The organism is Nonomuraea sp. NPDC003707, from assembly GCF_053587055.1.
In genome coordinates this window covers 22,807-37,063 of the sequence record NZ_JBSFNK010000015.1, presented here as the reverse complement: position 1 = coordinate 37,063, position 14,257 = coordinate 22,807, and the positions used below count along the sequence as shown (strand labels likewise).

The window sequence follows — 14,257 nt, the reverse complement described above, 5'->3', positions numbered from 1 at the left end:
GTCAGCTGGGGCGGAGGGCGGACTTGAGACGGCGCAGCAGCGTGTTCTCCGGCGGCACCGAGACGGTCACCGGGGCGGCGGCCGAAGTCGGGGCGGGGATGGTGACCGGTTCGGGTCGCGCGGGAGCCGGCACGGGCCAGTAGCGGTCCGGCGGCTCGTGGCGTACCCCGTGGGTGGTGGCGATGAGGTCGTCCACGTCGGCGGTCCCCGGGTCGGCGAGCAGGACGGCGCGGCCGAGGGCGGAGGTGCGCTCCAGCCGGGCCGTGCGCCCGTCGGGCAGGTCGACGATCAGCACGCCGGTGAGGTCCTTCTGCACCGACTCGATCATGCGCTCCAGCGTCGCCCGGTGCAGCGGCACGTCGACCGGCCCCCGGTAGCGGAACGGCGTGGGCGCGGGCGTGGGGGCGGCCTCGTCGATCAGGCGGATGCGATCGTCGTGCGCGAACAGGTCACGCATCAGCCGCAGCTCGAAGCACGGATCCGCCAGGACGGACCGGCGCCCGGAGTTCAGCCGCGACCACGGCCCCACCAGCGTCACCACCACGTCCTGCAGCTTGCCGTCCAGCGCCGCCGCCACCGCCTGCCGCACCACCGACTCGGAGGTGTCCGTGACGTCGAGCACGATCTCCACGTACGGCACCAGCCACCGCCGCCCCCGGTCCTTGCGCAGGTCCCTGCGCAGCGGGATCCGGTGCGCCAGGTACGGCTCCACGGCCCGCACGGCGCGTTCCCTGTCGCGGTGCTGCGCGGGCAGCCCGAGGTGCACGGCCTGCGCGTCCATGTCCGGGACGAACACCACGCCGTGCATGGCCAGCCGGTAGGAGAACTCGGTGTCCTCGCCCCGCGCCACGTTCGGGTCGAGACCGCCCACGGCGTGGAAGACCTCCCGGGGCAGGGCGAAGGTCGGCCCCGTGCACACGTGGTACGGGTTGCGGCTCTTGCGCAGCCCGTCGGTCTTGGCGATCGTCGCCTCGGTGGAGCTGGACACGGCCCCGGCCAGGTCGAACAGCTCTCCCAGATGCCCCGCCCTGAAGACCTGGCGCGGCGTGACCGGCGGCGCGTCCACGAACTTCTTCATCCCGATCGTGACGAGATAGTCCGTCACGTGGTGCCAGCGGGCCAGAGCCTCGATGTGCTCGCGGCAGGCCACCATGTCGGCGTCGAGACGCTGGATGATCTCGCCGTCGGCGGCCTTGGCGCCGGTGTTGACGGCGTTGGAGATGCCCCAGCCGTCGCGCACCCGTACGACGCGGGTGTTGGCGGGCCGGATCTCGGGCAGCAGGATGGGAGGCTCGCTGCCGTCGTCGACGACGAGGACCTCCATGAGATGGTCCGGGTACGTCTGCGCCGCCAGCGCCGCGAGTGTCAGGTCGAGCCGGTCCTGCCCGCCGTGAGCGGGTATCACCACGCTCACGGAAAGGGCGGGTGACCAGGTGCCGAGCTCCGGCGCCGCGATCGGCGAATAGTCGTTCTGCGTCAAGGCAGGACGCGCGTCCATGGTGGTGACCCCCTGCCCCGAGACCTTATCGGGAGATGCTGAGAATTTCCTGAATAGTGCCCCTGTCCAATGGATGTGTCCGGCCGGTGGACGCGGATCCGCGGCGGCCTGCCGCACCCCGTACACTCTGTGCCCAACACCGCAGGTAGGGAGTCATCATGAGCAGGTCGTGGCGTGGCCTCATCGAGGAATACCGCGAGCGTCTTCCTGTCACTCCGAAGACGCCTGTCATCACGCTGCTCGAGGGTGGCACGCCGCTGGTCCCCGCGAACCGTCTGTCGGCGCTGACGGGGTGCGACGTCTACCTGAAGGTCGAGGGAGCCAACCCGACGGGCAGCTTCAAGGACCGCGGCATGACCATGGCCATCAGCAAGGCGGTCGAGGAGGGGGCCAAGGCGGTCATCTGCGCCTCCACCGGCAACACCTCGGCGTCGGCGGCGGCCTACGCCGTACGCGCCGGGCTGACCTGCGCCGTGCTGGTGCCACGGGGGAAGATCGCCATGGGCAAGCTGGCCCAGGCGCTCGTGCACGGCGCCACGCTGCTGCAGGTCGAGGGGTCGTTCGACGACTGTCTCGAGATGACCCGCAAGCTGTCGTCCAGCTACCCGATCGCGCTGGTCAACTCGGTCAACCCGTTCCGGCTGCAGGGCCAGAAGACGGCGGCGTTCGAGATCGTCGACACGCTGGGTGACGCCCCGGACATCCACTGCATCCCGGTGGGCAACGCGGGCAACATCTCGGCGTACTGGATGGGTTACCAGGAGTACGCGGCCGACGGGGTGTCGACCAAGCGGCCACGCATGTTCGGCTTCCAGGCCAGCGGGGCGGCGCCGATCGTCCAGGGCGCTCCCGTGTCCCATCCGCACACGATCGCCACCGCCATCCGCATCGGCAACCCGGCCTCCTGGTCGCTGGCCACCGCGGCGCGCGACGAGTCGGGCGGCGTCATCCAGGCGGTGACCGACCGGCAGATCGCGGCGGCGTACAAGCTGCTGGCGCAGGAGGAGGGCGTGTTCGTGGAGCTGGCCTCGGCCGCCAGCGTCGCGGGGCTTCTCCAGGCCCACTCGCAGGGGCTCGTCGACCCGGGCCGGCGCATCGTCTGCACGGTCACCGGCAACGGGCTGAAGGACCCCGACTGGGCGATCTCGGGCGCGCCCGCGCCCGTCGTCATCCCCATCGACGTCCACGCCGCCGCGGCGGCGCTCAACCTCGCCTGACAGGGAGTTCATGTGCGGACCGTTGAGATTCGCGTGCCCGCCACCTCGGCGAACCTGGGTCCCGGGTTCGACGCGCTCGGGCTGGCGCTGAGCCTGTACGACGACGTCGAGGCCGCGCTCACCGACGAGGCCGGGGTTCGCGTCACCGTCGAGGGCGAGGGCGCGGGTGAGCTGGATCTCGGAGAAGGCCACCTGGTCGTCAAGGCGATGCGGGCCACCTTCGATCGCATGGGGATCACGCAGCCCAGCGGGATCCGCCTGCACTGCCGTAACAGGATTCCGCACGCGCGCGGGCTGGGATCCTCGTCGGCTGCCCTTTGCGCGGGCATCCTGGCGGCCCGCGCTTTGGCTGAGGGCGAACAACTTTCTGAGCGCGGGCGATTTTCGGACGACGATGTTTTCGCGCTGGCCACGGAGATCGAGGGCCATCCCGACAACGTGGCCCCCTGTCTGGCCGGCGGACTGACCGTGGCCTGGTACGACCACTCCGGGGCGCCGCATATGGTGAAACTGGCTCCCGACGAGCGCATCCGCCCGGTCGTGGTCGTTCCTGTCACCCGGCTGGCCACGGAGACCGCACGGGGGCTGCTGCCGAAGGACGTGCCCCACAAGGACGCATCGTTCAACGCCGGCAGGGCTGCGCTGCTGATCGCGGCGCTGACCCGGCAACCGGAGCCCGAGCTGCTGCTCGCCGCCACCGAAGATCGACTCCATCAGCATTACCGCGCGCCTGCGATGCAGGACACCGCGAATCTGGTAGAACGTCTCCGTGCAGTGGGCGTGCCCGCGGTCGTTTCGGGAGCGGGTCCCACGGTCCTTGCGTTTTCGACATCGGATACGCAGGATTTGATCGCGCCAGAAGTGGGTAATGACTGGCACATCCAGCAAATGGACGTCGACCCGGTTGGTGCGAACGTTCAGTTCCCCGAGACACGCTGATGCCTCTTTAGACCTTCAGGGAATAGCCGTGTGCGCTGGTGATGTTAGGCTGGTAGCCGCACCAGATGCCCCCTTGGTGGGTGCGTGCTTGTCAGCCACACATCGCTGCATCATGTTTCACGTCGCGAGGCGTGAGCAGCGCGGCTGTCTCCCCGGACTCCGTTGCCTCCGGTTGGCCCACACCCGGTTGGCTCGAAACGAGGCGGCGACGACGGGGACCTGCGCGTTCGATCACATCGACATCTGGTTGGCGACAGCAATCTGGGGGGTGTCAGCCACGCGCCACGGCCCTGTGGCGGCTTGGACGAGCCTCTCCCCAAGAGTGGCGGCCGTCCACAGCGACAGCCGAAGATCACAGCGTGCACCCCGACCCGGTCTGTCCCGCCGGATCGCAAGCACCTCCGGGACGCCCGGCAGAACGAAACCGGCGCCCGACCCCTGGGAAGGACCTTTTAGTTGAGCGACACCACCGAACTCCTCTCCGACGCATCAGGCGCAGAGCCGGCGTCCGGCGACACCCCCACCCGCGCACCGGCGAAGGCCACCCGTGCGCGTCGCTCCGGCACCGGCCTGTCCGCCAAGGTGCTGCCCGAGCTGCAGAAGATGGCAGCGGAGCTGGGCATCAGCGGGACCGGGCGCATGCGGAAGAGCCAGCTCATCGCGGCCATCCAGGAGAAGCAGGGTGGCGGCTCCGGCGAGGCGGCTTCGGCTCCCGCCGTGGCCACCGAGGCGCCCGCCGCCGCCGCGGCTGACGCCGCCCCGGCCGCCGAGCGGCCCACCCGTGCGCGCAGGGAACGTTCCCGCGCCAAGACCGCCGAGGAGCCCGCGGCCCAGCCCGTCGCGCAGCCGGCGGAGCCCGTCGCCGTGGCCCCCGAGCCCGTCGCGGCCGCCGCGCCGGCCGAGCCGGTCGCGGAGCCGCAGGCCCAGGCCGTGGAGAGCGGCCAGAGCGACACGCGCGCCGAGCGCGGCGAGAGCCGTCGCGAGCGCCGCAGCCGCGGTGAGCGCCGTGAGCGGGGCGACCGCTCCGGCAGCGACCGCGGTGAGGGCGGTCGTGTCGAGAGCAGCCGCGACGGCGGCCGTGACAGCCGTGACAGCCGTGACAGCCGTGACGGCGGGCGCGACAGTGGCCGTGACCTCGGCCGTGACGGCGGGCGCGACAGCGGTCGTGACCTCGGACGTGACGGTGGCCGTGACGGTGGCCGTGACGGTGGCCGTGACGGTGGCCGTGACGGTGGCCGTGACGGTGGCCGTGACGGTGGCCGCGGCGAGCAGCGCGAGCGCGCCGCCGACGCGGGCCGGAGCGACCAGCGCGGCGACCAGCGCGGCGGTGGCGGCGACGACGACGATCGCGGGCGCGGTCGCCGGGGCCGCTTCAGGGAGCGCAACCGCGGCCGCGGCCGTGACCGCTTCGAGGGCAGCGAGCCCGTCGTCGGTGAAGACGACGTGCTCATCCCGATCGCCGGCATCCTCGACATCCTCGACAACTACGCGTTCGTCAGGACCAGCGGCTACCTGCCGGGCAGCAACGACGTCTACGTCTCGCTCGCCCAGATCCGCCGCAACGGCCTGCGCAAGGGCGACGTCATCACCGGCGCCGTCAGGCAGCCCCGCGACGGCGAGCGGCGCGAGAAGTTCAACGCCCTGGTCCGCCTCGACACCGTCAACGGCATGGACCCGGACCAGGCCCGCAACCGGCCTGACTTCAACAAGCTGACGCCGCTCTACCCGCAGGAGCGCCTGCGCCTCGAGACCGAGCCGAACATCCTCACCACGCGGATCATCGACCTCGTCTCGCCGATCGGCAAGGGCCAGCGCGGCCTCATCGTCTCGCCGCCCAAGGCCGGTAAGACGATGGTGCTGCAGGCCATCGCCAACGCGATCACCCGCAACAACCCCGAGTGCCACCTGATGGTCGTGCTCGTGGACGAGCGGCCCGAAGAGGTCACCGACATGCAGCGGTCGGTCAAGGGCGAGGTCATCCACTCGACCTTCGACCGTCCGGCCGAAGACCACACCACGGTCGCCGAGCTCGCCATCGAGCGGGCCAAGCGCCTGGTGGAGCTGGGCCACGACGTGGTCGTCCTGCTCGACTCGATCACCCGCCTCGGCCGCGCCTACAACCTGGCGGCCCCGGCGTCCGGGCGCATCCTGTCGGGTGGTGTCGACTCCACGGCGCTCTACCCGCCCAAGCGCTTCTTCGGCGCCGCCCGCAACATCGAGAACGGCGGCTCGCTGACGATCCTCGCCACGGCCCTGGTCGAGACCGGGTCCAAGATGGACGAGGTCATCTTCGAGGAGTTCAAGGGCACCGGCAACGCCGAGCTCAAGCTCAACCGCTCCCTGGCCGACAAGCGCATCTTCCCCGCGGTGGACGTGGACGCGTCCGGCACGCGTAAGGAAGAGATCCTCATGGGCAAGGACGAGCTCCAGATCGTCTGGAAGCTGCGCCGGGTGCTGCACGCGCTCGACATGCAGCAGGCGCTCGAGCTGCTCCTGGAGAAGATGAAGGAGACCAAGTCCAACGCGGAGTTCCTCCTGCAGGTCCAGAAGACCACGGTGAGCAACGACCGCGACTAGCGGCTCCTGAGAGGGGCGGCATGGGGTTCGGCCCCGTGCCGCCCCTTTCGCGCGCCGGCTCGGTAGGTGGGGGTAGCCCTACCCCTACGCCGGTTGCCATCCGGATTCACGGCGGCCTCTCGCGCGTGCAGGCTGAAGGCATGCGATCAGCCGCGTTGAAGGATCGGGTGCCGTTCGGGGCCAAGGGGCCGCTGGGGGTCGTGGTGGACCCCATGACGTGGCGGGCGGCGCCGTACCTGTTGATCACGGGGGTGACCGGGGTCGGCTGGTTCGTCGCGCTGTCCGTCGCCGTGCCCACGTCGCTCACGCTCACTGTCGTCTGGGTCGGCGTGCCGCTGATGATGGCCACGGTGCTGATGTGGCGCGGCGGGGCGATGCTGGAGAGGCGGCTGATGTACGCGGCGTTCGGCGTGAAGATCGCCGACCCGTACCGGGTCAGGCCCGAACGCGGGCTGGGCGCGCATCTCCGCTGGCTGCTGGGGGACGCGGCCACCTGGCAGGACCTGGGTTACCTGCTGATGCTGCTCCCGCTCGGCCTGGTCGAGACCGCCGTGTCGGTCGTGCTGTGGTTCACGGCGGTGGTGCTGATCATCCAGCCCGTCCTGATGGCGCTGTGGGCGGTGGCGGACGTCTACACGGAGCTGACCATCGACAGCTGGCCGGGAGCCGTCGTCGCCATGGTCTTCGGGATGCTGGTGTTCGTGCTCGCGGCGTACCTCGTACGCGGGATGGCCTGGCTGCACGGGACGCTGGCGACGGTGCTGCTCGGCGGCAGCCAGGAGGAGCGGCTGAGAGCCAGCAGGGCCAGGGGGATCGACGCGGCCGAGGCGGAGCGGCGCCGGATCGAGCGCGACCTGCACGACGGCGCGCAGCAGCGGCTGCTGTCGGTGGCGGTGGACCTGGGGCGGGCGCAGTCGAAGTTCGACAGCGAGCCCGAGGAGGCCAGGATGCTCATCGCGCAGGCCCACGCGGGCACCAAGGCCGCCATCGCCGAGCTGCGCAACCTGGCCAGGGGGATCCACCCGGCCATCCTGAGCGACCGCGGCCTGGACGCGGCTCTGTCGGGGCTGGCCGCGCGGGCGCCCATCCGCGTGGACGTCTCCGTCGAGCTGCGGGAGCGGCCGCCCGCCGCGGTCGAGAGCATCGCGTACTTCATCGTGGCCGAGAGCCTGACCAACATGGCCAAGCACTCCGGCGCCACCGAGGCGTCGGTGACGGTGCTCAGGGACCATCGAGGCGTGGTCGTGGACGTCTGGGACGACGGCATCGGCGGGGCCGTCGTCTGCCCGGGCGGCGGCCTGTCGGGGCTGGCCGACCGGGCGGCCACCATCGACGGCGTGCTCGTCCTGCACAGCCCCGTGGGCGGGCCCACTCTCGTGCGTGCGGAGCTGCCCTGCGAGTGGTAGGCGCATACCGTCGCCTGCAGTGGACAGCTGAACGCTGTCCACTGTAGTCATGTGGCCATGCGCGTGGTCATCGCCGAGGACTCCGTACTCCTGCGCGAAGGGCTCGCGCGTCTGCTCGCCGACGGCGGCATCGAGACCGTCGCGGCCGTCTCCGACGGGCCCGCGCTGGTGTCCGCGGTCCTGGAGCACGAGCCCGACCTGGCCATCGTCGACGTACGCATGCCGCCGACGCACACCGACGAGGGCCTGCGGGCGGCGCTGCAGGTGCGTGTGGCCAGGCCGGACTTCCCGATCCTGGTCCTGTCGCAGTACGTGGAGGAGCGCTATGCCGGCGACCTCATCGGCAGGGCCGTCGGCTACCTGCTGAAGGAGCGGGTGGCGGACGTGGCCGAGTTCCTGGAGACGGTGCGGCAGGTGGCGGCGGGCGGCACGGTCATCGATCCCGAGGTCGTCGTGCAGTTGCTGAGCCGCCAGCGCCGGGGCGCCCCGCTCGACTCGTTGTCCCCCCGCGAGCGCGAGGTGCTGGCCCTGATGGCCGAGGGCCGCTCCAACACCGCCATCGCCGCCCGGCTGGTCGTCACGGAAGGCGCGGTGGAGAAGCATATTTCCGGTATCTTCGCCAAGCTGGCCCTGGGGCCGGCGCCCGAGGATCATCGCCGTGTGCTGGCCGTACTCACCTATCTGGGGCGCTGACGGGAATGCGCGATGGCCTGGGATGGTTGGACGATCTGGCACACTGGTAGCTGACCATTTAGCGGTTCCGGTTCACGCCGTGCGTGAAGGCGACCCGGCGGCCGCACCCCGAAAGGACAGCGATGAAGCGCGACATCCACCCTGACTACAACGTGACGCAGGTGAGCTGCTCCTGCGGTAACACGTTCACCACCCGTAGCACCGCCAAGAACGGCGTCATCCACGCCGACGTGTGCTCGGCCTGCCACCCGTTCTACACGGGCAAGCAGAAGATCCTCGACACCGGCGGCCGGGTGGCCCGCTTCGAGAAGCGCTTCGGCAAGAAGGCCACGGGCAAGTAGCTTCACCGACGCCGGCCCGGACGCACGCGCGTGCGCTGGGCCGGCGTTGCTGGTGTAAGCCCCAAGACTAAGGACACACGGTGAACCTCGACGAGTTGCTCAAGGAGTATTCCGAGCTGGAGTTGCAGCTCGCCGATCCCGCCGTGCACGCTGACCAGAACAAGGCCCGCACCCTCGGCAGGCGTTATTCGCAGCTCACGCCGATCGTCACGACGTACCGCGAGCTCGACTCGACGCGCGACGACCTGACCGCCGCCAAGGAGCTGGCCGGTGAGGACGAGGCGTTCGCGGCCGAGGCGGTCGAGCTGGAGGAGCGCATCCCCCAGCTCGAGGAGAAGCTCAGGCACCTGCTCATCCCGCGCGATCCCAACGATGACAAGGACATCATCATGGAGATCAAGGCGGGCGAGGGCGGCGAGGAGTCCGCGCTGTTCGCGGGCGACCTGCTGCGGATGTACCTGAGATACGCCGAGCGGCTCGGCTGGAAGACCGAGGTCATCGACAGCCAGCCCTCCGACCTGGGCGGCTACAAGGACGTCACGGTCGGCATCAAGGCCAAGGGCGACGAGGGCGTGTGGTCCAGGCTCAAGTACGAGGGCGGCGTCCACCGCGTGCAGCGGGTGCCCGTCACCGAGTCGCAGGGCCGCATCCACACCAGCGCCGCGGGCGTGCTCGTCTACCCCGAGGCCGAGGACGTCGACGTCCAGATCGACCCCAACGACCTGCGCATCGACGTCTACCGCTCCAGCGGCCCCGGCGGCCAGAGCGTCAACACCACCGACTCGGCGGTCCGCATCACCCACCTGCCCACCGGCGTGGTCGTCTCCTGCCAGAACGAGAAGAGCCAGCTCCAGAACAAGGAGTCGGCCCTGCGCATCCTGCGGGCCCGGCTGCTGGTCATCGCGCAGGAGCAGGCCGAGGCCGCCGCGCAGGCCGAGCGCAAGTCGCAGGTCCGCACGGTCGACCGCTCCGAGCGCGTACGCACCTACAACTTCCCGGAAAACCGCATTTCCGACCACCGGGTCGGCTTCAAGGCGTATAACCTCGACCAGGTTCTCGACGGTGAGCTCAACGCCGTCACCCAGGCCCTCATCGACGCCGAGTTGGCGGAGAAGCTCGCACAACACTCATGACATTTCTGCTGGACGAGATCGCCCTCGCCACCGCCCGGCTGGCCGAGGCAGGTGTTCCCTCACCGCGCACCGACGCTGAGGAGATCGCGGCATTCGTCCACGGCGTGCGCAGGAGCGAGCTCCACACGGTCAAGGACTCCGACTTCGACGCGCTGTTCTGGGAGGGCGTGGCCAGGCGCGAGGCCCGCGAGCCGCTGCAGCACATCACCGGCCACGCCTACTTCCGCTACCTCGAGTTGTCGGTCGGGCCCGGCGTGTTCGTGCCGCGGCCCGAGACCGAGGTGGTGGCGGGCTGGGCCATCGAGACGCTGCGCGCGATGGACGTGACCGCCCCGCTCGTCGTCGATCTCGGCACCGGCTCGGGCGCGATCGCGCTGTCGATCGCCCAGGAGGTGGCCTTGGCCGAGGTCCACGCCGTGGAGGTCGACCCCGGGGCGTACACGTGGGCCAAGCGCAACATCTCCGAGCTCGGCCAGGGCCGCACCCACCTGCACCCCGAAGACCTGGCCGAGGCGCTGCCCGAGCTCAACGGCAAGGTCGACCTGGTCATCTCCAACCCGCCCTACATCCCGCCCGGCGCGATCCCGCGCGACCCCGAGGTGCGCGACTACGATCCCACCAGGGCGCTGTACGGCTCCGGCGAGGACGGGCTCGGCGAGGTGCGCGCGGTCGAGCGCACGGCCCGCCGCCTGCTGCGGCCCGGCGGCTGGGTGGTCGTCGAGCACGCCGACCAGCAGGGCAGGGCGGTCTATCTGACGTTCCCCGAGGACAACGGCTGGCGCGACGTGCGCCTTCGCCAGGACCTCACCAGAAGGGACCGCTTCGTCACGGCCCGGCTGGGCCAGGACTAGGATCCATGCGAGCGAGGTGACAGGACCGATGGCCAGACGCTTTGACTGCTCCGACCTGGAGCAGCGGACCGTGGGCGTGATGGAGGCCGCGGCCGCCGTGCGGCGCGGCGAGCTCGTGGTGCTGCCGACCGACACCGTCTACGGCATCGGCGCCGACGCGTTCACGCCGGCGGCGGTCACGGCACTGCTCGACGCCAAGGGCCGGGGCCGCGAGATGCCGCCGCCCGTGCTCGTGGGCACCGTCAGAGCCGCCACAGCGCTCATAGACGACCTCGGGCCGTACGGGCAGGACCTGATAGACGCCTTCTGGCCCGGGCCGCTCACGCTCGTCTGCAAGGCCAACAGGGCCCTTTCCTGGGACCTGGGGGAGACCAAGGGGACGGTGGCCGTCCGCATGCCGCTCCACCCGGTCGCGCTCGACCTGCTCAAGGAGACCGGCCCCATGGCCGTCTCCAGCGCCAACCGCTCCGGCGCCCCCGCCGCCACCACGGCGGAGGAGGCCCAGGAACAGCTCGGCGACTCGATCGAGGTCTATCTCGACGGCGGCAAGACCACCGACAACACGCCCTCCACCATCATCGACCTCACCACCGCCGTGCCCAGGCTGCTGCGGCGCGGGGCGATCCCGGTGGAGAAGCTGCGCGGCATCATCGGATACGTCGCCACCGACGACTGACGCCATACCGTCTGCTTATCCCGGCTGCGATCGCGCTCCGGCCGACACTACGGTGAGGCCCGGAGCGGCGATTACGTCCGGGAGTGGCCCATGGGCAAGTTCGACGGCATGGATCCCAAGCTGGTCCGTGACCTGCTGACCGAGGTGAAACACGCGGCCACGCAGATGCGTACGGTCGAGGACCAGGTCAGGGCCGCCATGCACCGCGCCGGGCTGGCCGCCCAGACCACCCACCGCCCGGCGCAGGTCGCGGACGCCGTCGACGGGATGGTCAAGGACGTCAACGTCCGGCTCGGGGTGCTGGAGAAGCGCGTCGAACCGCCCCGGATGGGGGCGGGGGCTACTGAGGACGACGATCCCAAGCAGGTGCGGGGGGATCGGGACAAGTACGACAACCCACGGGCCGACGAGCCCCCGTCCAAGGGCGACGACGCGAAGTCGGACTCGGACGGGAAGACGGGTGCTGACGGGAAGTCGGACTCGGACGGCAAGACGGGCGCTGACGGGAAGTCGGATTCCGACGGCAAGACGGGTGCCGATGGGAAGTCGGACTCGGATGGGAAGACGGGTGCTGACGGGAAGTCGGACTCGGATGGCAAGACGGGTGCTGACGGGAAGTCGGACTCGGATGGCAAGACGGGTGCCGATGGGAAGTCGGATTCCGACGGGAAGACCGGTGCCGATGGGAAGTCGGACTCGGACGGCAAGACGGGTGCCGATGGGAAGTCGGACTCGGACGGGAAGACCGGTGCCGATGGGAAGTCGGATTCCGACGGCAAGACGGGTGCCGATGGGAAGTCGGACTCGGACGGCAAGACCGGCGCTGACGGCAAGACGGATTCCGACGGGAAGTCGGACTCCGATGCCGATGGGAAGACATGCGACGGTGCCAAGGACACTGGGACCGGCCAGGACACCGGAGGCGACGGTAAGACCGGCGATCAGCCCGTAGACCAGCCCAAGGACGACGATGTGGGCAGCAGGCGCGACCGCGGCGCCGAGGCGGACGGCGGTGCGGTCAACACTCCGGCCAAGGACCAGCAGGATCCGACCAAGCCGCACATCGTGGAAGTGGACGGCGTAAAGGTCCTGCAGATACCCATCGACCCGCCCACGGCCGAGCAGTTGGAAGACCTCCTCGAGAACGCCGACAAGGTGCAACCGGCGGACATGCCGAAGGTTTCCGCCGACAGCACCACCGCCGCGAACGTCAACGCCTGGGCGAACGACGGCAGCGACGTGGTCTCCGTCAACACCAATCCGCCCAACCTGGACGCGCTGAAGACGGTGGTGGGACACCACCGGGAAATTCCGCCACTGGACATGCCGGGATTAGCGGACACCTCCGGCTACGACACCACCCCCACGGACGGCGCCACCCCCACGGACGGCACCGCTCCCACCGCAGGCGCGAACGACGCCTGCACCTCAGGCGGCACGGACACCACACCCGGCGGCGCAGACACCCCCCATGGCACGGACACCACACCCGGCGGCACGGACGCCAGGCATGGCGGCACGGATACGACGCCTGGAGGCACGGACACCACGCCGGGCGCCAAGGACACCACGCCGGGCGCCAAAGACACGATGCCGGGTGCCAAGGACACGACGCCGGATCAGCCCTCAGGCGGTGACGCGGGTCAGCGGACGGGCGGTGACCAGCCGACGGGTGACCGAGGGACCGGCGACCAAAGCCGAGGAACGGGCGACCAGGGAACCTACGGCCAGGGCGGCCAGGGTGGTCTAGGGGCGGGGGAGCAGGGAGGGCTGGGGAGAGGCGATAGCCCGGCGACCGGTGATCAGGGGACGCGGGGCCAAGGGGCGCCCGTCGCGATCCCACCGACCAATCCCTCGGTCCAGGTGCAGATCGCATACGGAGCAGAAGCCGCTTCCCCCGCCGCATCCGACATCAACGTTTGGGCGAACGACGGCAGCGACGTCGTCTCCGTGGACGTCTCCCCACCCAGCCTGGACGCCCTGCGGACGGTCATGGATCACCACCGCGAGATCCAGCCCCTCGACATGCCCTCCGTAGAGGTTCCGCCCGGCGAGTACGGCAAGGGCGAGTGGGCGCCCAGGGACATCCGGCCCGACGGCCCGCCCGGCGACATCGACCCCGGTACGCCGGAAAGGAGCGCGTGATGTACGTCGACCCGCCGGCGCCCAGGCCCAGGGAGCGCGACGAGACCCCGCCCGCCTCCCCCTCAGGAGCCCTGGACAGCCCTCAGAGAGCCTGGGAGTTCAACCCCGACTACCAGCGCCTCGTCCTGGCCTGGAACACCGTCCTGCCCCAGCTGGAGACGCTCAGAACGGCGCTGGACAAGGCGTACGGCCTGGCCAAGAGCCCTCAGACGTGGGACGCGCCGGTGGGCGAGCGCTATGTCCAGGACATCCGCGAATGGCGCACCAGGCTGGCCGTCTACCGCCACTCCGTGCTGACCGCCATCAGCGACGAGGCGGCGGACACGCCCAGGTGGATCCCCACGACGGCCAACGCGCCGCATGCGTTCCAGTAGCCCGCCGCCCGGCTGAGGTCCTTTCGAGGGAGGTGCCCGGGAGGTCCCTTGAGGGGAAGCGGCCAGCCGTGCCCTTTGCGGAAACGGCCGAGCGTCCCCTTTGGGGGAGGCGGCTCAGAGTGCCGTTTGAGGGGGCAGGGGAGAAGGCCGCTTGTGGCGCGGTGGCGCGAACCCGCTTGAGGGACAGCCGGGAAAAGTGTGGCTTGAGGGAAATGGCGGGGGTCATTTCAGAGGAGGACGGGCCGAGGGAGCGGCTTTAGGGCGCGGGCTGAAGAAGGAGCTTGGGCGGCAGGCTGAGAGAGGGCTTGGGACAGCGGCCTGAGGGAGCGGCTTTAAGGGAGCGGGCTGAAGGAGCCGCTTAAGGGGAGCGGCTTGCGGGGCGGCTCGGTGGCTGCCGGTAGGGAGTG

Annotated in this window: 12 protein-coding genes; 11 read left to right on the top strand and 1 reads right to left on the bottom strand. The window is 70.4% G+C overall.

The features are described from left to right. Position 1 precedes the first annotated feature (1 nt). Positions 2–1,498 carry a glycosyltransferase gene (locus ACWDRB_RS33935; RefSeq protein ID WP_449900588.1) on the bottom strand — a complete coding sequence of 499 codons (1,497 nt, stop codon included), beginning with the start codon at positions 1,496–1,498 and terminating at the stop codon, positions 2–4. 158 nt (positions 1,499–1,656) lie between these two features. Between ACWDRB_RS33935 and thrC the strand changes: the two genes are divergently transcribed. The 11 genes from thrC to ACWDRB_RS33880 all read left to right on the top strand — a co-directional run bounded on the left by thrC (position 1,657) and on the right by ACWDRB_RS33880 (position 13,850). Next, positions 1,657–2,715, top strand: coding sequence for a threonine synthase (thrC, locus tag ACWDRB_RS33930; protein ID WP_350730001.1), 1,059 nt, complete (start codon positions 1,657–1,659; stop codon positions 2,713–2,715). Between the two features lie 12 nt (positions 2,716–2,727). Then, positions 2,728–3,654 (top strand): homoserine kinase, encoded by a 927-nt coding sequence (gene thrB, locus ACWDRB_RS33925; RefSeq protein ID WP_363962786.1) that lies wholly within the window; start codon positions 2,728–2,730, stop codon positions 3,652–3,654. Positions 3,655–4,110: 456 nt separating this feature from the next. Next, entirely contained in the window at positions 4,111–6,231 is a 2,121-nt protein-coding gene (gene rho, locus ACWDRB_RS33920; RefSeq protein ID WP_449900583.1) for a transcription termination factor Rho, read from the top strand. A gap of 140 nt (positions 6,232–6,371) precedes the next feature. Beyond that, complete coding sequence (locus tag ACWDRB_RS33915) at positions 6,372–7,637, top strand: sensor histidine kinase (protein WP_449900580.1); 1,266 nt, start codon at positions 6,372–6,374, stop codon at positions 7,635–7,637. 57 nt (positions 7,638–7,694) lie between these two features. After that, entirely contained in the window at positions 7,695–8,330 is a 636-nt protein-coding gene (locus ACWDRB_RS33910; protein ID WP_185071359.1) for a response regulator, read from the top strand. Between the two features lie 122 nt (positions 8,331–8,452). Beyond that, complete coding sequence (gene rpmE, locus ACWDRB_RS33905; protein WP_106248153.1) at positions 8,453–8,671, top strand: 50S ribosomal protein L31; 219 nt, start codon at positions 8,453–8,455, stop codon at positions 8,669–8,671. A gap of 80 nt (positions 8,672–8,751) precedes the next feature. Next, the gene (gene prfA / locus ACWDRB_RS33900) at positions 8,752–9,804 is read left to right on the top strand and encodes a peptide chain release factor 1 (RefSeq protein ID WP_350730007.1); all 1,053 of its coding nucleotides are present in this window, start codon (positions 8,752–8,754) and stop codon (positions 9,802–9,804) included. Next, on the top strand, positions 9,801–10,655 hold the full coding sequence (gene prmC / locus ACWDRB_RS33895) for a peptide chain release factor N(5)-glutamine methyltransferase (protein WP_185071361.1): 855 nt from the start codon (positions 9,801–9,803) through the stop codon (positions 10,653–10,655). Before prfA ends, prmC begins: the two co-directional genes overlap by 4 nt. Positions 10,656–10,683: 28 nt before the next feature. Further along, positions 10,684–11,331 carry an L-threonylcarbamoyladenylate synthase gene (locus ACWDRB_RS33890; RefSeq protein WP_355191410.1) on the top strand — a complete coding sequence of 216 codons (648 nt, stop codon included), beginning with the start codon at positions 10,684–10,686 and terminating at the stop codon, positions 11,329–11,331. Positions 11,332–11,421: 90 nt separating this feature from the next. After that, the gene (locus tag ACWDRB_RS33885) at positions 11,422–13,476 is read left to right on the top strand and encodes a hypothetical protein (protein ID WP_449900574.1); all 2,055 of its coding nucleotides are present in this window, start codon (positions 11,422–11,424) and stop codon (positions 13,474–13,476) included. After that, positions 13,476–13,850 carry a hypothetical protein gene (locus ACWDRB_RS33880; protein WP_350730010.1) on the top strand — a complete coding sequence of 125 codons (375 nt, stop codon included), beginning with the start codon at positions 13,476–13,478 and terminating at the stop codon, positions 13,848–13,850. Before ACWDRB_RS33885 ends, ACWDRB_RS33880 begins: the two co-directional genes overlap by 1 nt. Positions 13,851–14,257: the final 407 nt, after the last annotated feature.